The sequence below is a fragment of the Flavobacterium sp. XN-5 genome, from assembly GCF_008033395.2.
Lineage (GTDB): Bacteria > Bacteroidota > Bacteroidia > Flavobacteriales > Flavobacteriaceae > Flavobacterium > Flavobacterium hiemivividum.
Map to the genome: position 1 here is coordinate 59,437 of NZ_VOGZ02000012.1, position 20,871 is coordinate 80,307.

18 protein-coding genes and 2 tRNA genes are annotated in these 20,871 nt (G+C 34.4%); 8 read left to right on the forward strand and 12 right to left on the reverse strand.

The window, feature by feature from the left end; genetic code table 11:
* Positions 1-193 precede the first annotated feature (193 nt).
* Positions 194-1,708 carry a hypothetical protein gene (locus FQU23_RS15535; RefSeq protein ID WP_147674654.1) on the reverse strand — a complete coding sequence of 505 codons (1,515 nt, stop codon included), beginning with the start codon at positions 1,706-1,708 and terminating at the stop codon, positions 194-196.
* Positions 1,709-1,847: 139 nt separating this feature from the next.
* On the opposite strand from FQU23_RS15535, the gene FQU23_RS15540 reads away from it, so the two are divergent.
* From FQU23_RS15540 to FQU23_RS15555, 4 genes are all read left to right on the forward strand, one after another.
* The gene (locus tag FQU23_RS15540; protein WP_147674655.1) at positions 1,848-2,285 is read left to right on the forward strand and encodes a PaaI family thioesterase; all 438 of its coding nucleotides are present in this window, start codon (positions 1,848-1,850) and stop codon (positions 2,283-2,285) included.
* A gap of 46 nt (positions 2,286-2,331) precedes the next feature.
* The gene (locus FQU23_RS15545; RefSeq protein ID WP_147674656.1) at positions 2,332-3,393 is read left to right on the forward strand and encodes an isochorismate synthase; all 1,062 of its coding nucleotides are present in this window, start codon (positions 2,332-2,334) and stop codon (positions 3,391-3,393) included.
* Positions 3,394-3,468: 75 nt separating this feature from the next.
* The gene (bshB1, locus tag FQU23_RS15550; protein ID WP_147674657.1) at positions 3,469-4,185 is read left to right on the forward strand and encodes a bacillithiol biosynthesis deacetylase BshB1; all 717 of its coding nucleotides are present in this window, start codon (positions 3,469-3,471) and stop codon (positions 4,183-4,185) included.
* 75 nt (positions 4,186-4,260) lie between these two features.
* A tRNA-His gene (locus FQU23_RS15555) sits at positions 4,261-4,336 on the forward strand.
* Positions 4,337-4,443: 107 nt separating this feature from the next.
* On the opposite strand, the gene FQU23_RS15560 is transcribed toward FQU23_RS15555, so the two are convergent.
* The 3 genes from FQU23_RS15560 to FQU23_RS15570 form a co-directional block, all read right to left on the reverse strand.
* A complete protein-coding gene (locus FQU23_RS15560) occupies positions 4,444-5,460 on the reverse strand; it encodes a M28 family metallopeptidase (protein ID WP_147674658.1) in 1,017 nt (338 codons plus the stop codon).
* A 228-nt stretch (positions 5,461-5,688) separates the two neighbouring features.
* Positions 5,689-6,462 (reverse strand): dienelactone hydrolase family protein, encoded by a 774-nt coding sequence (locus tag FQU23_RS15565; RefSeq protein ID WP_147674659.1) that lies wholly within the window; start codon positions 6,460-6,462, stop codon positions 5,689-5,691.
* Between the two features lie 129 nt (positions 6,463-6,591).
* Entirely contained in the window at positions 6,592-7,044 is a 453-nt protein-coding gene (locus FQU23_RS15570; RefSeq protein ID WP_132110998.1) for an Lrp/AsnC family transcriptional regulator, read from the reverse strand.
* Between the two features lie 228 nt (positions 7,045-7,272).
* Here FQU23_RS15570 and rocD point away from each other — a divergent pair, with 228 nt between their 5' ends.
* Positions 7,273-8,523, forward strand: coding sequence for an ornithine--oxo-acid transaminase (rocD, locus tag FQU23_RS15575; protein WP_147674660.1), 1,251 nt, complete (start codon positions 7,273-7,275; stop codon positions 8,521-8,523).
* Between the two features lie 12 nt (positions 8,524-8,535).
* Positions 8,536-9,498: an arginase gene (rocF, locus tag FQU23_RS15580; protein WP_147674661.1), complete on the forward strand. Its 963-nt coding sequence runs from the start codon at positions 8,536-8,538 to the stop codon at positions 9,496-9,498.
* A 149-nt stretch (positions 9,499-9,647) separates the two neighbouring features.
* Here rocF and FQU23_RS15585 read toward each other — a convergent pair whose 3' ends face one another.
* From FQU23_RS15585 to aroB, 7 genes are all read right to left on the reverse strand, one after another.
* Positions 9,648-10,571 (reverse strand): alpha/beta hydrolase, encoded by a 924-nt coding sequence (locus FQU23_RS15585; RefSeq protein WP_147674662.1) that lies wholly within the window; start codon positions 10,569-10,571, stop codon positions 9,648-9,650.
* A gap of 222 nt (positions 10,572-10,793) precedes the next feature.
* The gene (gene recQ, locus FQU23_RS15590) at positions 10,794-12,905 is read right to left on the reverse strand and encodes a DNA helicase RecQ (protein ID WP_147674663.1); all 2,112 of its coding nucleotides are present in this window, start codon (positions 12,903-12,905) and stop codon (positions 10,794-10,796) included.
* A 111-nt stretch (positions 12,906-13,016) separates the two neighbouring features.
* A complete protein-coding gene (locus FQU23_RS15595; RefSeq protein WP_147674664.1) occupies positions 13,017-13,445 on the reverse strand; it encodes a DNA primase in 429 nt (142 codons plus the stop codon).
* 9 nt (positions 13,446-13,454) lie between these two features.
* Complete coding sequence (locus FQU23_RS15600; RefSeq protein WP_147674665.1) at positions 13,455-14,426, reverse strand: deoxyhypusine synthase family protein; 972 nt, start codon at positions 14,424-14,426, stop codon at positions 13,455-13,457.
* A gap of 92 nt (positions 14,427-14,518) precedes the next feature.
* Positions 14,519-15,919 (reverse strand): arginine decarboxylase, encoded by a 1,401-nt coding sequence (locus FQU23_RS15605; protein WP_147674666.1) that lies wholly within the window; start codon positions 15,917-15,919, stop codon positions 14,519-14,521.
* Positions 15,920-15,972: 53 nt separating this feature from the next.
* Positions 15,973-16,152, reverse strand: a complete 180-nt coding sequence (locus tag FQU23_RS15610) for a hypothetical protein (protein WP_147674667.1) — start codon at positions 16,150-16,152, stop codon at positions 15,973-15,975.
* Between the two features lie 57 nt (positions 16,153-16,209).
* Positions 16,210-17,277, reverse strand: a complete 1,068-nt coding sequence (gene aroB, locus FQU23_RS15615; RefSeq protein WP_147674668.1) for a 3-dehydroquinate synthase — start codon at positions 17,275-17,277, stop codon at positions 16,210-16,212.
* Between the two features lie 92 nt (positions 17,278-17,369).
* Between aroB and FQU23_RS15620 the strand changes: the two genes are divergently transcribed.
* Positions 17,370-18,539 carry a proline dehydrogenase family protein gene (locus tag FQU23_RS15620; RefSeq protein WP_147674669.1) on the forward strand — a complete coding sequence of 390 codons (1,170 nt, stop codon included), beginning with the start codon at positions 17,370-17,372 and terminating at the stop codon, positions 18,537-18,539.
* A gap of 106 nt (positions 18,540-18,645) precedes the next feature.
* Here the strand turns inward: FQU23_RS15620 and FQU23_RS15625 are convergent, their stop codons facing one another.
* The gene (locus FQU23_RS15625) at positions 18,646-20,433 is read right to left on the reverse strand and encodes an ABC transporter ATP-binding protein (RefSeq protein ID WP_147674670.1); all 1,788 of its coding nucleotides are present in this window, start codon (positions 20,431-20,433) and stop codon (positions 18,646-18,648) included.
* A gap of 215 nt (positions 20,434-20,648) precedes the next feature.
* Between FQU23_RS15625 and FQU23_RS15630 the strand changes: the two genes are divergently transcribed.
* Positions 20,649-20,726 (forward strand) — tRNA-Val (locus FQU23_RS15630).
* The last annotated feature ends 145 nt before the right edge of the window (positions 20,727-20,871 follow it).

The following is a 20,871-nucleotide window of genomic DNA, read 5'->3' on the forward strand; positions in this document are numbered from 1 at the left end:
ATTACGGTGCAAATTTAGTTTAAAAAAGTAGTTTTGGCAAGAGTAAAAAACACTTTTTAAAACCTGATATTTCAGTACTTAATATTAAAAATATATTAATGTTTGTTTTTCTTTCGAGCATAAAGAAATATAAACTTGTTAGTGTGTTTACTTAATTTCTTATTGGTTGAAGTTAGGGGTAAGTTAATCAACTTTATTTTGGAAAGTCCATACTCTGATATGCACCCAAATCTGGAGGCGTAGTTCTCGTTTTTCCTGAAATATCTCTTGGAATCAAGTATGCCGAATTCCCTTTTGCGAAAGCAGCCGAATTTGCATCAATATTCAATTTATTCAAGTTGATATTGTAAAACTTTGGACTCAGATTTAAAATAATTGCCGAATAATGAGTGGCATCAGTTGCAAATTGATAATCGGGATTTGTGGATGTTGCGTCATATTTGATCAAACAATTGTTGAATTGGTAATTAAAGGCAGCCGTTGTTTTTTTTGTTAAGCTCAATTCATTCGTATACGAACCAAAAATAATGCAATTGTTGAAAGTCGCTTGCGTCAAATCTTTTACTTCGGGAATGGCGCCCGTAATAAAATTATCTATTGCAACTGCTACTTGCGATGAACTGTTCCAGTTATTGTTGAATGTTGAATGGGTAAATTTATAATTTCCGCCATAAGTGCACGCTAAACTTGCTAATCCAGCTGTATTAATTACAATATTTTCTCCGTTAATTTTTGCAGTTTGAGCTAATATCCCATAATTAGACGAATCATAGATTTGGGTGTTTTTAATCGATACTGTAGTGCCGTCATTGTTTTGAATTAGTAATCCTATCGTCGCATTTTTTATGGTTAAATGATTGATTTTGTTATTAGTACTTCCATTTGTAAGCCAGATGGTTCCCCATTGTCCGGGAACATCTGCATATCTAGGCTCTAATCGATCACCTTCAAAAACGACTTCATTTTCTAATTTGGTTGAGGTTGATATCGTACCATTTATGTTTAAAGAGGCAGTATTGCTTACAATCAGCCCGGAATTGGAATGGAAATGGACTCTAGTACCAGCGTCAAAAACAGCTGTTTTTCCTGTTGGAACCGCAGCGTAGCCATATATAACATAGGGTTTAGTATTGGTAAAATGGAGTTCGTTTCCATTTATAAGATCATTTTCATCCAAGTAAAAGCCATAAATTTTTTCATCACCAATAGGAAGTGTTTCTGTAGTTCCGTCTGCAAAACGTTTTGGATACAAGAAAACAGCATCCTGAATGAGCGTCACTAATTCTACTTTTTGTAAATTAGTTCCTGCATCAAATTCAATTTGGTCCGTATATAAAAAATCACTTGGGTTAGCATCTGTAATGTTAGCCGTAGTTTCGATGAAAATATACAGACTGTCGTTTGCCAATAAATCTACATTATTGAAAATTTTTCCGCTGCTTCCTTGCATGCCATCTACTGTCATTCGGTATTTAGAATTAAGACCATTAGCTAGTTTTATGGTAGGAATGCTAATATCGTTTTTACTTTTATTGTATACTTTTAGACGGTAGGTGCTGGAACCGATATTAGTAAAAACAGTATCCAGGTAGATCGTATCTTTTGAAAAAGTTAAATCACCCGTACTTGCCACGGTTTCAAAATCAGAACGACATGAGTAAATTGACAATAATATTCCGATAAAAAACAATAGAGAAAAAGCACGCATTTCGGTTGATTTTCTGTAAAAATAAGAAAAAACTCATTCAGAGTGAAAGGATTTTGATTTTGAATGCAGAATAAGTATTGGAATTACTTTTTGTGTCTTATCTTTTATTTATTTTTACAATCTATATAAAATTAAATTCATGACATTCGATAAAGAAAAAATACTGGAATACTGCAATCGTATTTCCAAAAACACTTTAATGGAAACCTTAAATATTGAGTATGTTGATGCTGGGGAGGATTTTTTGACAGCAACAATGCCTGTAGATCCTACTGTTCATCAGCCTATGGGTCTGTTGCACGGTGGTGCTTCGGTGGCCTTGGCAGAAAGTGTGGGAAGTGCGGCTTCCTTTTTATTTATAAATCCCGAGCTTAGTGAAGTGCGTGGAATTGAGATTTCGGCAAATCACCTTAAGGCAAAACGCAATGGTATAGTAACTGCTACGGCTAAGATTATTCATCAGGGTAGAAGTATTCATTTATGGGAAATACGAATTACTGATGAAAATAATAATTTGATTTCACTGTGCAAATTGACCAATATGGTTTTGCCAAAAAGAAAGAGAAAAGAAGAATAAGAGGTGCTTTTTTATTAATTAAACTTCGGTTTGCAATTAAGTAAATATGATTGATTTTTTTATCAAAGTGAAACAACAGGAATTACAAAAATTGCCTTTTGTGCTATATAGAAAGCCCGATAATATCAAAGTAGTGGGTTATTTTCAGAAAAACGATCATTTGTATTTTGCTGAAAATTTTGAAGAGTCTGGTTTTGTTTTTGCTCCTTTTGAAGGGAATCAAAGAATACTTATTCCTTTTGATCAGTCCGTAAAATGGAGTTCATTGATAACGGCTAGCGAAGAAACTGCTGACTCTGATTTTTCAATGTCTGAAAATAAGCAAGCTCAAGAGCATTTCGAATTTCTAGTTCAAAAAGGAATTGACGCTATCAGAAAGGACGTTTTTAAAAAGGTTGTGGTATCAAGGAAGGAAACAGTCGAATTGCAAGGATTTGATTTGGTTTCGGTTTTCGAAAAATTGATTCAAAGTTATCCAAATGCTTTTTGTTACTGTTGGTATCATCCCAAAATAGGTTTATGGATGGGAGCTACACCAGAAAGATTACTTAAATCTGATAATAAGAAGTTTTCTACTATGGCAGTTGCGGGAACCCAAAAAAGCAAAGGTTCGCAAAAAGTGAGCTGGGAGAAAAAAGAAGTAGAAGAACAACAGTTTGTTACCGACTTTATTCTAAAAAACTTAAAAGACCTGACATCAGATATTGCGATATCAAGCCCTTATGCCTTAAAAGCGGGTGAGTTATTTCATATAAAAACGGATATTGAAGGTGTGTTAAACGATGATTCAAATTTGAAACAAGTGATTTCTGTTTTACATCCTACGCCCGCTGTTTGTGGATTACCTAAACAGAAAGCGAAGGATTTTATTTTGGAAAACGAAGATTATGATAGGGAGTATTATACTGGTTTTTTAGGAGAGTTAAATAAAGTTGGCTTTGATAAAGAGACTTTAAAATCTGATTTATATGTCAATTTAAGATGTATGAAAATAAAAGAAAATAAGGCGTATTTGTACATGGGTTGCGGTATCACAAAAGATAGTGATCCAAGAAGCGAGTGGGAAGAAAGCGTCAATAAATCGGGGACAATGAAGAAGGTTTTGTAGTTAGAGAATAGAGTAAAGAATACAGAGAATAGAGAATAGAGAATAGAGAATAGAAAATAGATAGAAAAAATAGAAATGAAATTAGATATATTAGCTTTTGGAGCTCATCCGGATGATGTGGAACTGGGATGTTCGGGAACAATTTTAAAAGAAATATCCCTAGGGAAAACAGTTGGTATTATTGATTTAACTCGTGGGGAACTAGGAACACGAGGGTCAGCTGAAATTAGAGATCAGGAGGCAAATGCTGCTGCAAAAATTCTAGGGGTTTCCGTTAGAGAAAATTTAGAAATGCGGGACGGTTTTTTTGTCAATGATGAAAAGCACCAACGTGAGATTATAAAAATGATCAGGAAGTACCAACCAGAAATCGTATTGTGTAATGCAATCGATGACCGCCATATAGATCATGCAAAAGGAAGCAAATTAGTTTCGGATGCTTGTTTTTTATCTGGTTTGATGAAAATCGAAACTGAATTAGATGGAGAGAAGCAGACAGCATGGAGACCAAAAATAGTCTATCATTACATTCAGTGGAAAAATATTGTTCCAGATTTTGTTGTCGATATTTCAGGATTTACAGACAAAAAGATTGAATCGATATTAGCATACGGTTCGCAGTTTTATGACAAGGATTCGAAAGAACCAGAGTCGCCAATCACCTCTAAAAACTTCTTTGAAAGCTTGAATTATCGTTCGCAGGACCTAGGCCGACTTGTAGGAGTAGATTTTGCTGAAGGTTTTACTGTAGAAAGATATTTGGCAGTCAATAGTTTAGGAGATTTGATGTAAATTTCATGTAATTTTTTGAAAAAAATATTTGCAAAAGTGAACTTATGTTGTATCTTTGCCACCGCTAAGCATTATGGTGGTTGTAGCTCAGTTGGTTAGAGCATCGGTTTGTGGTACCGAGGGTCGCGGGTTCGAGCCCCGTCTCCCACCCAAAAGGCAAAAGCCTCTCAGAAATGAGAGGCTTTTTTTGTGGGATTAAGTGAAATGAAAAAAAGCTTTGAATTTCTTCAAAGCTTTCGTTTTATATGAATCTTACGTTTATTTCTTGTCTACAACGGGTCTATTTTCTCTATTGGCTAATTCCCAGGCCATAGTAAAAGCGAGTTGCGTTCTCTTTGTTAACGCGTCATATTCAATTTTGTCCGGTGTATCTGTTTTTTGATGGTAGTCTGCGTGAACGCCATTAAATAGGAAAACGGAAGGAACTCCATGTTTTGCAAAATTATAATGGTCAGAACGCTCATAAAAATGATTAGGATCGGCAAGGTCATTGAATTTATAGTCCAGTTCCATTTGAATGTATTTTTTATTCACTGCGGTAGTGATATTGTCTAAATCACTTGATAGACGGTCTGCGCCAATCACGTAAACATAGTTGTTTGAATTGGCATGAGCCTCATCGCGACGACCTATCATATCAATATTAATATTTGCTACGGTATTTGCCATAGGAAATAAAGGATTTTCAGAATAGTAGCTTGAGCCTAATAAACCATGTTCTTCTCCTGTTACGTGTAAAAACATAATCGAACGTTTTGGACCGTGACCGTCTTTTTTGGCTTTTTGAAAAGCTTCAGCCATCTCTAAAAGGGCTACCGTTCCTGAACCGTCGTCATCAGCGCCATTATAGATGTCTCCATTTTTCACTCCCACATGGTCGTAATGAGCAGATACAATCACAATTTCGTCTGGCTTCTCTGAACCTTCTATAAAGGCCCATATATTCTCTGAGTCGGGTAGATTTGCATTTCGCTTGGCGTTTAAAAATGCAGCAGGAACTGGCTGGTAAAAACTTGTAGCGCCTGTAGGAAAAGAAATATTGTTTTTTACATATTGACTAATAAGATAATTCCCGGCTCTTTTTTGTCCGGCAGAACCCGTTTCTCGGCCTTCCATTCCGTCTGATGCCACAATGTAAAGATGTGTTTTTAGCTCATTTGCAGTGATGGTATTTATATACTTTGTAGAATCAGAATTATCTACTGATTTAGCAGATTTTGTACTACTACACGATAAAGTAGTGGCTAATACAAAAATAAAAAGGAGTTGTTTCATTTAATGGTATTTTAGATTTATGAAAGTTTAAAATTCAAATACTGTACAATTTGTAATAACAATATAGTATTCTATTCTATTTATCGAAAAGGCATGTTAAGGTCAAATTTTATGGTATTAATCAAAGGTTTTTTAAGGTTTTCCAAAAAGTATTTTCCAAAAAATCACCTTCAGGTAAAGTATTAGTACTACCTGAGCTTTAATAGTTACATGCTTTTGTAAAATATATTACTTTTTTAAAACCTCATTCAGGAAAAGTTTCAAATGTTCAAATGAACGTCTTGCTGCAGTGGCATTATAAGCTGCACCTTTTGAATTATCATTTCCATATTCAGGATTGGTAAAACCGTGAACTGCGTTTGCATAATATATCATTTGCCAGTCCGCTTTTGTATCACGCATTTCTTGTTGGAAAGTCGTAATTTCTTCTGCCGACACATAAGGATCATCAGCGCCATGACAGACTAAAACTTTAGTAGTAATTGCTTCAGTAGGTCTTGACGTATCTCTACCTAAGCCACCGTGAAAAGAAACCACTCCTTTTAAATTGAGTTGCCCACGCGCTGCTTCAAGAGCTCCTGTACCTCCAAAACAATATCCAATAACTACAATATTATTCGGATTAGCACCTGACTTGATGAGTTGTTGCAGTGCTAATGAAATTCGTTTTTGATATTCCTTATAATTGGTTTTATAATAACCAGATTTTTGACCTGCTTCTGCATTATCTTTTGGGTAATTTCCTTCGCCGTAAATATCTGCTATGAAAGCATAGTATCCCAAATTAGCCAAATCTCCTGCAATTTCCTTAGATGCTGTGTCAATTCCATGCCAAGCTGGAAGAATCAAAATCCCTGGTTTTTGCGGAATTTTCTTAACTGGTGAAATCTTGAAGCCATTTAAAACCTGACTTGCATCTTTATAAGCAACTGCTTTTAACTGGCCAAAAGATGCGTTTGAGTATATAAGAACTCCTAAAATAAAATATTTTAAATTTTTCATAGCGTAGTGTTTTTACACAAATATCTGAATTAAAACCAAAAAATTTGCGCTACACTATCGAATATGTTTATTGCGGTATTGCATTATTTTAGAAAAGATGAAAATTTTAAACGTTTTAGCGCTATGATATTACAAGGAAATGTTTCTTTTAAAGGCACAGCCTAATTCAATCATGGAGTCGGTTTTTGCAATTCCTTGAATGCTGTCAATTTTTTCGTAAAGCAATTTTCGCATGTGTTCATGATCACGCGCAATCATTTTTATATACAAAGTAAAAGAGCCGGTGATGTAATAACACTCCGTAACTTCAGGGATTTTTTTAAGTTCGTCTATAACTCTACTGGAATCTTCGTCCTTATTTAGTGTAATCCCAGTAAATGATCCCCAGTCATAACCTATTTTCTTTTCGTTTATGATGGGTTTTATTCCCGTAATGATTCCTTGCTCCATCATGCGATTGATGCGCTGATGAACCATGGTATTAGATACTTTTAAGGTTGCAGCAATTGCAGAGTAAGCCATTCGGCCATCTTTTTCCAATTCCTTTAAAATTTTTATGTCGAATTCATCTAATACATCCATGAAAAATATTTTAAATTAAAATGTGTTATTTTGTAGCTATAAAAGTAATTAAAATTTTTTATGTTAACGACCATAGTACAACTTAATTTTATAAAATGACTTTAAAAACGACTTTAATTTTAAAAATTAACTTTATTTAATCGCTAATAAATCAAAAACATCGATTTTTATTGCTTAATTTAAAAATATTTGTATTTTTGTGATCTAAGCATTAAAATCTATTTTATCATGGCACAAACACAACAAGTACTTTCTTCTAAATCAGAAGCGTTAATCGAAAAAGAAAATAAATATGGAGCCCATAATTATCATCCATTACCGGTAGTTCTCGAAAAAGGAGAAGGGGTTTTTGTTTGGGATGTTGATGGTAAAAAATATTATGATTTCTTGTCAGCATATTCGGCTGTAAACCAAGGACATTGTCATCCAAGAATTGTAGGAGCAATGGTAAAACAAGCACAAACTTTAACTTTGACTTCGCGTGCTTTTCATAACGATCAATTGGGAGTCTTTGAAGAATATGTCACTAAATATTTTGGTTTTGATAAAGTATTACCAATGAATACAGGAGCTGAAGCTGTTGAAACCGCTTTAAAAATTTGTAGAAAATGGGCGTATGAAGTTAAAGGAACTCCAGAGAATCAAGCTCAGATTATTGTTTGCGAAAATAATTTCCATGGAAGAACGACAACAATAATTTCATTTTCAAATGACGAAAATGCGCGTAAGAATTTTGGCCCTTTTACAGAAGGTTTTATCAAAATCCCTTATGATGATATCGACGCCTTAGAGGCCGCTTTAAAATCAAATCCAAATATAGCTGGTTTCTTAGTGGAACCAATTCAGGGGGAAGCAGGAGTTTATGTTCCTAGCGAAGGGTATTTGGCGAAAGCCAAAGCATTATGTGCAGCTCATAATACATTATTTATTGCAGATGAGGTTCAGACAGGAATTGCTCGTACTGGAAGATTATTAGCAGTAAACCATGAGAATGTGCATCCTGATATTCTTATCTTAGGGAAAGCAATTTCAGGAGGAGTATATCCAGTTTCTGCAGTATTGGCTAATAACGAAGTTATGAATGTTATAAAACCAGGACAACACGGATCGACTTTTGGTGGAAATCCAGTAGCGGCTGCTGTAGCAGTGGCTGCACTAGAAGTTGTGCGTGATGAAAACTTATCTGAAAATGCGGAACGTCTCGGAATAATATTAAGAAAAGGATTGAATGATATCGCTTCAAGAAATTCATTAATCAGTTTAGTTAGAGGAAAAGGATTGCTTAATGCAATTGTAATCAACTGTGATGAAGAATCTGACTTAGCTTGGCAGATTTGTTTGAAATTTAGAGATTATGGATTGTTGGCTAAACCAACTCATGGTAACAAAATTAGATTTGCTCCACCGTTGGTTATTACTGAAGCTCAAATACAAGACTGTCTTTCGATTATAGAAAAAGCACTTAACGATTTTAAATAATTTCTATTTAGTATGGAACGGTTTATAAAATTAATAAAGAATCGCTCAGATATTGGTGCGGGGACAAGAGGATCTGATTTAGGGATTGATGCAATCGAAATTGCTGCTATCAATCGCAACAGTGATTATTTTAATCAGTTTGAATTTGAAGACGTGAAAACGCACAACGAAAGCATTTATGATAAAAATAGAAACACTTTTGCCAAAAGGATAGAACACGTAGTGGAGCAATGTACGCGTGTTTCTTATGCAGTAAAGCACAACTTGAAAGAAAATTATTTTCCCATCGTATTATCAGGTGATCATTCCTCAGCATTGGGAACAATAAGCGGTATTAAAGCAGTTTATCCTACAAAGGCAGTGGGTGTCGTTTGGATTGATGCGCATGCCGATTTGCATTCTCCTTATACCTCACCATCTGGGAATATTCATGGAATGCCATTGTCAGCGGCATTGGGGGAAGATAATTTAGATTGTAAAGTCAACGAGGTTAGTCCAGAAACGGCGCAACACTGGGAGAACATGAAGAATATTGGTACTCCTGGTATTAAGATAGATCCCGAAAACTTAATTTATTTTGGCGTTCGTGATACAGAAGAGGCTGAAGATAGCCAAATTGAAAAATTGGGTATCAAGAACTACAAAGTAGACGAAGTGCGTTACAGAGGACTACAAACCTGTGTTGCCGAGGCTTTATCTAAATTATCAAACTGCGATTTAATTTATATTTCTTTTGATGTTGACTCTATGGATTGTGATATGATTTCATATGGAACTGGAACTCCTGTTCCTAAAGGATTTGATCAACATGAAGTAATTGCTATTATCAATCAGATTATTAAAAGTAAAAAAGTAGTTTGTATTGAAGTTGTTGAGGTTAATCCACTTTTAGATACAAAAGGAAATAAGATGGCGGAAACTGCTTTTGAAGTTTTAGAGCAAATTACTTCCACTATAATTTTACCTATCGAATAGCAATTTTAATTCGATTCAGTTCAAATATACAATCCCAAAATCTTGTAATAAGATTTTGGGATTTTCCTTTTTTAGGATTAATGGCAAACAAAATGTTACAGCTATTATTTCTTATTTTATTGTAGCTAAGTTGTTGTAGACAAAAAACACTAAATTTTTAGCAACCAAGAGAGCATTTTATCGAATGCGGAATCTCTAACTGCTTTTGGAGATAGAAAAATATCGTGCAAGGCATTGTCGATTTGCAATAGCGTGACATTATCTCCCAGAGTTGCTCCAACTCTTTTTATATCCTCAACATTCAATACCGTATCTCTAGACATAGCCTCTTCAAAAAAAGTAGTCATCTTTTTAGACTTTGAAGAATGCATGATTAGAATGGGTACTTTTATATTTGAGTGCGCTAATCTTTTCTGTGCGTTGATCACTGCGACCACCCATTTAAAATAAGTAGGAAAACCTTCTATTGGTTTCCAATCGAGGTTAAAATCCCACTCACCATAGAAGTCTTTATGTACGCTTTGTGCATAAACAGGAGCTAATGCGCCTTCTATTTTAGCGTACGGAGCAATGGTAGAAATGATTTTAGAACCCCAATAACTGATGAATTTCTCAAAGGCAGATTGATATATGTCGAAAAACGGTGAATTTAAAATAAGAGCGTCAATTTTGTTTCGTTCGACACCGCTATTCATATAAGTGCTCGCTATCAAACCTCCAGTGGAGTGACCTAAAAGATAAATTGCGTTGTTACTTAAATTATGAATTTCATTTATAGCAATAGAAATCTCCTCAAAATATTCTTCAATGTCTTTGCAATAGTTGGGATGCTGATGTTTTAGTAGCGACCTGCCATATTTGCGTAGATCGAGCGCATAAAAATCTATGCTATTGTCATTAAATTTTTCGGACAAATGTGGATGAAAGAAATAGTCATTATATCCATGTAAGTACAATATACTTTTTCTATTCCCTAGATTTCGATTAGAAGAAATGACCGTAGCAGTAACTTCTCCCTCGTAATCTGGAGTTAGTGAAAGGGTTTTATAACTAAAGTCTGTATCGAGATTCATCCTTGCATTGTTAATTAGAATAGTTACACAGTAAATGTGTATGGAAAATAAAATTAACTAATTTTCCTAGAAGTAAGCTAGTTATTCTATTTATTCGAAAAAAATCATACGGTCTTTTAAACTTAAAGACCTAATAGCATCTCTTTAAAATCCAGTATATAAGGCAAGAATTTTCAATTTGTTTTATTGTACAATATCAAAAAAAATAATAGCGTACATTTATTAGTTGCGATTTTCTTTTTCGATAATAGCCAAAGCTAATCTGATTTTGTCGTAAGCAATTTTTTCTTCCAAATAATCGTAGTACGGTTTCAAAGCTGTAGAGCTTTCTAATTGCAATTTTGCCTTAGCAATTAAACTCACTTCCTCTTCCGAAACAAATTGATATAAGTCAATTGCTTCTCCGTCTAAATATAATTTGGCTAAATGAGACATTACAGTGCCAATTCCTAGTTTTCGTTTCAATGCTATTTCATCAGCTGTTAGACCGCTTTGAAATAGTTTTAGGGTTTCTTTATAAGTACTAGCTTCTTTTTTAGGTTTGACAGCTTTGTTTTTTTGAAATGCTATTATGGCTTTAATAAACGTATCGCCATATTTTTCCAGTTTTGCTTTTCCTACACCGTCAATTGTAATGAATTCGTCATCGCTCATTGGCCGTATCGTTTCCATTTGTCGTAAAGCGGCATCACTGAAAATCACATAGGCAGGAACGCTTTCTTCTTTAGAAATTTCATAACGCAATTTTCGAAGGGTTTCAAAAAGAGAATTGGCTACCGATCTAGTTTTGGTTTCTTTAAGCTCAGTTTTTTCGGTACTGATTTTTTGGACAGTGGTCAATTGTACTTTATCGCCTTCAAATAAAACTTCACGTGCTAATGCGGTGAGGCGAATTTTATTTTGGCGGTGAAAAGCGATTTCGCAAAGTCCTTGATTGATTAATTGAATGATATATTGATTCCAGTCGTACCAAGATGTATCACTACCTACAGCGTAGGTTTTTAAATTTTGATATTCATTTTCGAATATATAAGCATTCTTCGAGCCTCTCAAGAAATCAATAATTACAGGTAAAGGTTCTGATTCTTTCAATCGAATAATAGCCGATAATGCTTTTTGCGCGATAATCGTTCCATCAAAAAATTCAGGTGGATTTTTACAAATATCGCAATTCCCGCAATTTTCAGTTACTAGCTCACCGAAATAGGACAGTAATATCTTTCTGCGACAGCTCAAGGCATCGGCATACTGTTTCATTCTTTCGAGTTTCGCCAGTTGCACCTCTGCATTTAAACCTTGAGAAGCAAATTTCTGCAATTGGATTACATCGCCATAACTTTCGAATAGTATCGTTTCTGAGGGCAAGCCATCGCGTCCAGCTCGTCCTATTTCTTGATAATAGCCTTCTATATTTTTGGGCAAATTGTAGTGAATGACCCAACGCACGTTGGATTTGTCGATTCCCATTCCAAAAGCAATCGTGGCACATACCACTTGACAATCGTCATTAATGAATTCGTCCTGAGTTTGTGATCGCACCGCAGTGTCTAAACCGGCATGATAGGCTTTTGCGTTGACACCCGCTTTCTTAAGCTTAGCTGCAAGTTCTTCGGTAGTTTTTCTGCTTAAACAATAGATTATTCCTGCCTCAGTAGGTTTGTCGGTTATAAAATCAATTATTTGTTTGACCCTGTCGAGTGCAGGACGAACTTCTAAACTGAGGTTCTTTCGATCAAAAGAAGAGATAAACGACTTCGGATTTATTAAATTTAATTGTTTGCTAATGTCTTTACGTGTAGCTTTATCTGCAGTGGCTGTCAGAGCTAATATAGGAGTAGAGGGGAAGCGGTTTTTTAAATAGCCCAGGTTTGTATAGGCAGGTCTAAAGTCATGTCCCCAAGAAGAAATACAATGCGCTTCATCAATCGCTATAAGGCTTATGGTGATTTGGCTAAATGCATTTTCTAAATAGGATAAACTTTCGGGAGCTACATAAACCATTTTGACTTTATTGTCTTTTAGGTTTTCAATGTGTAATTGCTGTTCTTGACTTGATTGACTGCTGTTGATAAAACAGGCTTCAATTCCGTTTGCTTTTAGACTATCTACTTGGTCTTTCATCAAAGCGATCAAAGGCGAAATTACGATTGTAATTCCGGGAAATAAAAGCGCTGGCAATTGAAAACAAATTGATTTCCCTCCACCGGTAGGCATTATTGCTAAGGTATCATGACCAGATAAAATAGTGTTTATAATATTCTCCTGATTGGGTCTGAATTTCTCAAATCCAAAATTTTTCTTTAAAGAGTCATGTAATATTTGTGATGTGATCATGATGGAGAAAAGTGCCTTTTAATAATAACTGTAGATATAAGAAACAGAGTTTTGCTTAGGATAAAAAAAAGGAACTCGATTAAGAGCTCCTTTTTATATTTTTAAATGAAATTAATCTTCATCGTCGTCTTTGTCATCATCTGAAGGACGTTTTTTTCGATTGCTACGATTGTCTTCATCGTCATCATCTTCATCGTCATCAGAATCTGCTTTGTCTCGATCGTTGTGATCATCGTCTTCATCATCTTCATCGTCCATGTCGTCATCCATACCCAAGGATTTCATTGGGATAATTGGCTCGATAACATCATCGATTTCATCATCTTCATCAAAGTTTTCAATTCGATCAGCCAGTTTCGTGCTTACTTTTACTAAATACATAGTATCTTCAGTGCGCACTTCTACTGCCTCGATCAATTCGTTTTTAGCATTTCTAAAACGAACGATATTCGAATCATCATAACCATCAGGAAATTTTTCCACTAAAAGGTTTAAAATTTCGTTAGTTAACTTTGCATAATCAACAATTACTCTTTTCATAAGGATATTCTATAAATCTAATAAATAAGCAAAAATTAGAGGTGCTACAATTGTAGCATCAGACTCGATGATAAACTTGGGAGTTTTAATGTCTAATTTACCCCAAGTAATCTTTTCATTTGGCACCGCTCCAGAATAAGAACCATAACTGGTTGTTGAATCTGAAATTTGACAGAAATAGCTCCAAAAAGGAGTTTCAGGCATTTCCATATCTTGGTACAACATTGGAACCACACAAATTGGAAAATCTCCTGCAATACCACCACCAATTTGGAAAAATCCAACTCCATTAGCGGAATTCTTTGGATACCAATCCGCTAGAAATGTCATGTATTCAATTCCTGATTTCATCGTAGAAGCTTTTAAATCTCCTTTAATGACATATGAAGCAAAAATATTTCCCATTGTACTATCTTCCCAACCTGGCACGATCATAGGAAGATTTTTCTCTGCAGCGGCATACATCCAACTGTCTTTCAAATCAATTTCGTAATATTCTTCTAAAACGCCTGATAAAAGCATTTTGTACATATATTCATGCGGTAAATAACGTTCTCCTTTGTCATCTGCATCTTTCCAGATTTTGTAAATATGTTTTTGCAAACGACGGAATGCTTCGTGTTCTGGAATACAAGTATCAGTTACTCTGTTAAGACCTCTTTCAAGTAAGTCCCACTCTTGTTCCGGAGTTAAATCACGGTAATTAGGAACTCTTTCATAATGAGAATGAGCAACTAAGTTCATGATATCTTCTTCAAGATTTGCTCCTGTACACGAAATAATTTGCACTTTATCTTGACGAATCATTTCTGCAAAGATCTTTCCGATTTCTGCTGTACTCATCGCTCCGGCAAGCGTTACCATCATTTTAGCGCCATTGGCTAGCTGTTGTTCGTAACCTTTTGCAGCATCTACTAAAGCAGCTGAATTGAAATGCAAATAATGCTTCTCAATAAACTGACTTATTGGTCCTTTACTCATTTTATTGGATTTAAAGATTTAAAAATCAATTCATTGAATGTTTACACTCAAATATAATAATTTTTAAATTGACTAATTGTGTATTTAATTATTTATTTTTTGTCGTAACCTAATATTTTTAAAACATCATCGGCTGTTTGTTGTTCTGAGAAAACTTCAGTTCCCAAAATTCCGTTTTCATCTCTGTTAATTAAGATGTGTTTTGGTTGTGGAATCAAACAGTGATGTAATCCTCCATATCCACCAATTGTTTCCTGATAAGCACCAGTATTAAAAAACCCGATGTATAATGGTTTTTCTTTATTGTATTTTGGCAAATAAATTGCGTTCATATTTTGCTCAGAATTGTAGTAATCGTCGCTGTCGCAAGTTAAACCACCCAACAAAACCCTTTCGTATGTTTCATTCCATCGGTTGATGGCTAGCATGATAAAACGCTTGTTAATTGCCCAAGTATCAGGTAAAGTAGTGATAAAAGAAGAATCGATCATGTTCCATTTTTCCCTATCATTTTGTTGTTTTTGATACAAAATTTGGTAGATAGCTCCTCCGCTTTCTCCTACAGTAAATGAACCAAATTCAGTGAAGATATTTGGAACGTCTACATCAGCTTCATCACAGGCAATTTTAATCTGATTGATTATTTCATCAATCATGTATTGGTAGTCGTATTCAAATGCAAGAGAATTCTTTATTGGAAAACCTCCTCCAATATTTAAGCCGTCTAATGTTGGACATTCTTTTTTTAGTGCGATGTAAACCTTGATACATTTTACTAATTCATTCCAATAGTAGGCTGTGTCATTAATCCCGGTATTGATAAAAAAGTGTAGCATTTTCAGCTCTAATTTATCATTTTCCTGAATTTGTTTTTTGTAAAAACTAACAATGTTTTTATACCCAATTCCAAGTCGGGAAGTATAGAACTCAAATTTTGGTTCTTCCTCGGCAGCGATACGAATTCCAATTTTGAATTTTCCTTTAATTTCTGCCTGAAGTAAATCTAGCTCTTCATAATTATCAATAATAGGAATTGTATTTTTATGCCCATTATTGATTAGTCGTGCGATATTTTCTATGTACTGGTCTCTTTTAAAACCATTACAAATAACATAAGTACTTTTATTTATTTTTCCATTTGCCATCAAATTTTCAACAATATTTATATCGAAAGCTGATGATGTTTCAACATGAATATTGTTTTTAAAAGCTTCATTCATTATGTATTCAAAATGGGAGCTTTTTGTACAATAGCAATAGTAATACTTTGCCTCATATTTGTTTTTTTCCATCGATTTACGAAACCAGTTTTTGGCTTTGTTGATGTTATTTGAAATTTGAGGTAAATAGGTGAATTTTAATGGAGTTCCATATTCTTCCACGAGTTTCATCAAGTCAATATTGTGAAACTTTAGATTGTCTTTGTTTAAAGTAAATTCTTCTTGTGGGAAATAATACGTTTGATTTATTAGATCTGAATATTTAGTATTCATTTAGCTTTTAGTGTTTTAGATTAATTAAATTGGATTTTGAATTAAACTAATTTTCAAACCCTAATATTTGCATAAATAATCTGCAGTTTTTCGTGATCTACTTTTAAATGTTGAGAATGATCAAAAGAGAAATATTCTTTGATCGCATAAAAACGCTTCAATATTCTTAAAAAAGCTTTATTGTTTGTGTTTTTATTTGAGCTGTAATTTCCTTGTTTTTGATTGTTTTTCATCGTGGCAAATGTAAAAAATAAATTATACGCAATCCAATCCTTTTAACTAAAAAATATTTAAGATTTATAATCTTTAAATGCTTCAAGAATTAATTCATTTTCAACCAATTGATTGATTTTTATTTTACCAATACCTTCTATAAGGGCAAATTGTATGGAACCATATTCATTTTTCTTGTCATGAATCAATAGTTCGAGTATGGGTTCAATATCACTTTCATTAAACACAATGTCATCAAAGATAGATTTTATCGTTGTTTTGATTTGCTTATACTCGGCTTCACTGATCAATTTTTTATCTAATGAAATATAACTTTCTAAAATCATCCCTACCGCAATGGCTTCACCATGTAATAAGGTAGTTTTGTTTTCATTTTCTAAAAAATAACTTTCAATTGCATGTCCTAAGGTATGCCCGAAGTTGAGTGATTTTCTAATATTTTTTTCTGTGGGGTCTAATGTTACGATTTCGTTTTTTATTGCTACAGAGCGATGGATCAACTCATCAAAATCAGCAAAGTCAATCGTTTTTAAATCTAAAAATTGTTCCCAATAGGCTTTATCAAAGATTAAACCGTGCTTAAGCATTTCGGCAAGACCAGAGCGCATCTCGTTTTGAGGCAGTGTTTCTAAATAATTAGTATCGACGATTACCATCGCCGGAAGGTTGAAAACACCAATTTGATTTTTTAAATTTCCTAAATCGACTCCGTTTTTTCCGCCTACCGAAGCATCTACCATAGATAGTAGTGTGGTAGGTACATTTATAAAATCAATTCCGCGTTTGAATGTTGAAGCAACAAAACCGCCTAAATCTGTTACAACTCCACCACCTACGTTGATGACAAGACTTTTTCTATCAGCACCAAGTTCAGTTAAAACGTTCCATATTTGGACGCAAGTCTCAATATTTTTATTTTCTTCTCCTGCTTCAAATTCGATAATTTCAATAGTCAATTCCGTTTCTAAATAGGGTAGAAATGTTGGTAAACACAAATCGTTTGTATTGCTGTCTACTATAATGAATAGGTTAGAGTATTTATTTTCTTTCAGGTGAAGGTTTAGAGCTTCATATCCTTTTTCATTAAAATAAATTGGATAATTGTCGGCTTGAATCGTTTGCATCTTATTGGATTAATTGAAAGCGCAAAATAAGGTATTTTTTGCTAAATAATATTCAAAACTCTGTCTATATTTGCATAAAAATATCACAATAGATGGAAAAAATATTCAATAATACACAAGTGGCCTTCGCATTAAAAAGTGATACCGAACTTGATAGAGCGTACTTTCTTTTTAAAATGATTTCTATCGAACCATTGGTACGTATAGGGGCAGCAGTAACTAATTTTGCTTTGAACGCACATCTTCCAGTGGAAGGATTGATTCGCGCAACTGTTTTTGATCATTTTTGTGGAGGAGTAAATGAAAACGATTGTCTTTCTGTTGTTGATAAAATGTATATCAAAGGTGTTTCTTCTGTATTGGATTATTCAGTAGAAGGTAAAGAGGAAGAAGATCAGTTTGATGCTGCTTTAGCAATGACATTAAAAACGGTAGAATTTGCTAAAGAGCGCGATGCAATACCATTTGCTGTTTTCAAACCAACGGGTCTTGGACGTTTTGAACTCTATGAAAAACTTGGAGAAAAACAGACGTTAACAGCAAAAGAGCAAGAAGAATGGGATAGAGTAGTAGCTCGCTTTGATTTAGTTTGTAGTGAAGCCCATAAAAAAAATGTAGCCTTGCTTATCGATGGTGAAGAGAGTTGGATGCAAGATGCAGCTGATGACTTGGTTACTGAGATGATGCGCAAGTACAATAAAGAAAAAGCAATTGTTTTTAATACGTTGCAAATGTACCGTTGGGATCGTTTGGATTATTTGAAAAAGTTGCATGAACAAGCTAAAGAAGAAGGCTTTTTTATTGGGATGAAGTTAGTACGTGGCGCTTATATGGAAAAGGAAAATGACAGAGCCAAAGAAAAAGGATATCCGTCACCTATTTGTTCTACAAAGGAAGCTACAGATGTTAATTATGATGCTGCAGTGCAATACATGCTTGAACATTTAGATAAGATGTCCATTTTTGCAGGTACACATAATGAAGAAAGCACATATAGCTTAATGGAGATGATGAAGGCCAAAGGAATTAGTTCAAAGGACGATAGAATTTGGTTTGGTCAATTGTATGGTATGAGTGATAATATCAGTTATAACCTAGCAGATCATAATTATAATGTTGCCAAATACTTGCCTTTTGGACCTGTAAAAGATGTTATGCCGTATTTGATTCGTCGTGCAGAGGAAAATACTTCAGTAGCAGGACAAACAAGTCGTGAGTTAGGTTTGATTAAGGCAGAACGCAAAAGAAGAAAAGGGAAATAATAGTTTCCAGTGATCAGTTTTTAGTTGCCGCTTACCGATTGCAATTTATAAAATCCACTTCCTTATAGTTTCCCCCTCTTTCCGAGGGGGCTAGTGGGAAGGAACTTTAAGAATGGCTAAACTGCAAATTACTTAAATTCTTGTATTTTCCGTTTTCTAAAGTCATTAATTCTTGATGTGTCCCTTGCTCTGTTATTTCTCCATTGTCAAGTACTAATATTTGATCAGCACTACGAATAGTAGATAGTCTGTGCGCGATAATAATACTTGTTCTTCCTTGCATCAAAATTTCTAAAGCTTCTTGTACTAATTTTTCACTTTCGCTGTCTAGTGAAGAGGTAGCCTCATCAAGGATTAAGATACTTGGATTTTTAAGAAGTGCTCTGGCAATTGCAATACGCTGTCTTTGACCTCCAGAAAGTTTAATTCCTCTCTCGCCAACGATTGTTTCAAATTTTTCAGGGAATCCTTCGATAAAATTAAAAGCATTGGCTTGTTTGGCAGCCAATAGAATTTCATCTTCGCTAGCCTCTGGTTTCCCGTAAGCGATATTTTCTTTGATAGTTCCTCCAAATAAAATTACATCCTGGGGAACAATACTCATGTTGCCACGAAGATTTTCTAATTCAAAATCATAAATGTTTTTTCCGTCAATTAATATTTCTCCTGAATCAATATCGTAAAAGCGTAATAATAACGAAGCAATTGTTGATTTTCCAGTTCCACTAGGACCTACAATAGCGATCTTCTGACCAAAATTTGCGGTGAAATTGACATCTTTTAATACTTTTATCTCCTTTCTCGAAGGGTAACTAAAGGCTACATTTTTAAAAGTAACATTTCCTTTAATTTTTTCAAGCGAAGAAGCGCTTTGTTTGGAGTTGATTTTTTCTGGAGTTTCCTCCAATAATTCAAAAACACGCTCTGTGGCTCCAATCGCTTTTTGGATTTGGGCATACAACTCAGCGATTCCTCCAAAAGAAGCTCCTACAAACGTAGAATACAATACAAATGATATCAATTGTCCTACGCTCATTTCTCCGCTGATGCTCAATCGAACACCAAACCACACTACGGCTACGATAGCTCCAAAAAGGCAAAAAATAATGAAGGAAGCAAAGTATCCTCGATATTTCCCGCCTTTGATGGCTAATTTTACTACTTCTTTTATTTTCCCGTCATAACGGGCAATTTCGTACCATTCATTGGCGAAAGCCTTAACAATACTAATTCCCTGCATCGTTTCCTCAACGATTACCTGACTTTCTGCTACCTGATCTTGTACGCTTTTTGAAAATTTTCGAATAAACCGACCAAAGATAACCGCCGCCACAGCCACTAAAGGAACTACAGACAACATTAGTAAAGTCAATTTAATGCTTTCGGTTGCTAATAGTGCGACTCCACCCACAATTAAAATGAGCTGTCTTAAGAACTCAGCAATCGTAGAAGTTAAAGTGTCTTGAATTTGTGTAATATCTGAACTGATTCTACTGTTTAATTCACCTACGCGTTTTTGAGAAAAGAAAGACATAGGTAGTTTTACTAAATTACTGTACAACGACAATCTCAGATTAGCTAGCGTATGTTCTGTAAAATTGATAAATAAGGACAATCTAAAAAACGAAAAAATAGATTGCATAAATAGAATGCCAATCAGAAATAGAGCAATGTTGTTAGCGTCGGTGTAACTTTTATTTTTTACACTGTCGATTAACATTCCCATCAATTTTGGAAAAGCCAAAGCAGTGGCTCCGGTCAGCAATAAAAAAACTAACCCTACATAAAACTTCCAGCGATGATTTTCTGCATATTTAAATATAAGGATTGCTTTGTTGAGAGAACTTGCGGTAATTTTTGATTTTGGTAAATCATTTTCTTTGAACCTTGCCATTATTTGCTGTTTATAATGCAAATGTAATACTATCGGGAATCAATACAAAAAAATAGTAGCTTTAGCTATTTGTATTAATGCGCTGTTAGTGAGTATGAAAGAGATTAGGACGAAATTATTATTAATTTATTTTCATTTTTTGCTTGTAAATATAAAATCTAAGCTTATATTTGCACTCGCAATAAGGAACAAGAAATTATCCGAATTGTAAAATAGGGCGATTAGCTCAGCTGGTTCAGAGCACCTCGTTTACACCGAGGGGGTCGGGGGTTCGAACCCCTCATCGCCCACCATAAGAGACAAAACAGAAATATTCTGATTTGTCTCTTTTTTATTTGAGTCTAATTGATTGTTAATCAAGTAGATTTAACGGATCAAAACGAAAACCTGTGGAGCAGCAAAAATTAAGCATATATATTAGTTAGTCGAAAAAGGAAA

Coding starts and splice junctions, on each gene's coding strand:
- FQU23_RS15535 (WP_147674654.1), bottom strand. CDS start 1,708: ATGCGTGCTTTTTCTCTATTGTTTTTTATCGGAATATTATTGTCAATT.
- FQU23_RS15540 (WP_147674655.1), top strand. CDS start 1,848: ATGACATTCGATAAAGAAAAAATACTGGAATACTGCAATCGTATTTCC.
- FQU23_RS15545 (WP_147674656.1), top strand. CDS start 2,332: ATGATTGATTTTTTTATCAAAGTGAAACAACAGGAATTACAAAAATTG.
- bshB1 (WP_147674657.1), top strand. CDS start 3,469: ATGAAATTAGATATATTAGCTTTTGGAGCTCATCCGGATGATGTGGAA.
- FQU23_RS15560 (WP_147674658.1), bottom strand. CDS start 5,460: ATGAAACAACTCCTTTTTATTTTTGTATTAGCCACTACTTTATCGTGT.
- FQU23_RS15565 (WP_147674659.1), bottom strand. CDS start 6,462: ATGAAAAATTTAAAATATTTTATTTTAGGAGTTCTTATATACTCAAAC.
- FQU23_RS15570 (WP_132110998.1), bottom strand. CDS start 7,044: ATGGATGTATTAGATGAATTCGACATAAAAATTTTAAAGGAATTGGAA.
- rocD (WP_147674660.1), top strand. CDS start 7,273: ATGGCACAAACACAACAAGTACTTTCTTCTAAATCAGAAGCGTTAATC.
- rocF (WP_147674661.1), top strand. CDS start 8,536: ATGGAACGGTTTATAAAATTAATAAAGAATCGCTCAGATATTGGTGCG.
- FQU23_RS15585 (WP_147674662.1), bottom strand. CDS start 10,571: ATGAATCTCGATACAGACTTTAGTTATAAAACCCTTTCACTAACTCCA.
- recQ (WP_147674663.1), bottom strand. CDS start 12,905: ATGATCACATCACAAATATTACATGACTCTTTAAAGAAAAATTTTGGA.
- FQU23_RS15595 (WP_147674664.1), bottom strand. CDS start 13,445: ATGAAAAGAGTAATTGTTGATTATGCAAAGTTAACTAACGAAATTTTA.
- FQU23_RS15600 (WP_147674665.1), bottom strand. CDS start 14,426: ATGAGTAAAGGACCAATAAGTCAGTTTATTGAGAAGCATTATTTGCAT.
- FQU23_RS15605 (WP_147674666.1), bottom strand. CDS start 15,919: ATGAATACTAAATATTCAGATCTAATAAATCAAACGTATTATTTCCCA.
- FQU23_RS15610 (WP_147674667.1), bottom strand. CDS start 16,152: ATGAAAAACAATCAAAAACAAGGAAATTACAGCTCAAATAAAAACACA.
- aroB (WP_147674668.1), bottom strand. CDS start 17,277: ATGCAAACGATTCAAGCCGACAATTATCCAATTTATTTTAATGAAAAA.
- FQU23_RS15620 (WP_147674669.1), top strand. CDS start 17,370: ATGGAAAAAATATTCAATAATACACAAGTGGCCTTCGCATTAAAAAGT.
- FQU23_RS15625 (WP_147674670.1), bottom strand. CDS start 20,433: ATGGCAAGGTTCAAAGAAAATGATTTACCAAAATCAAAAATTACCGCA.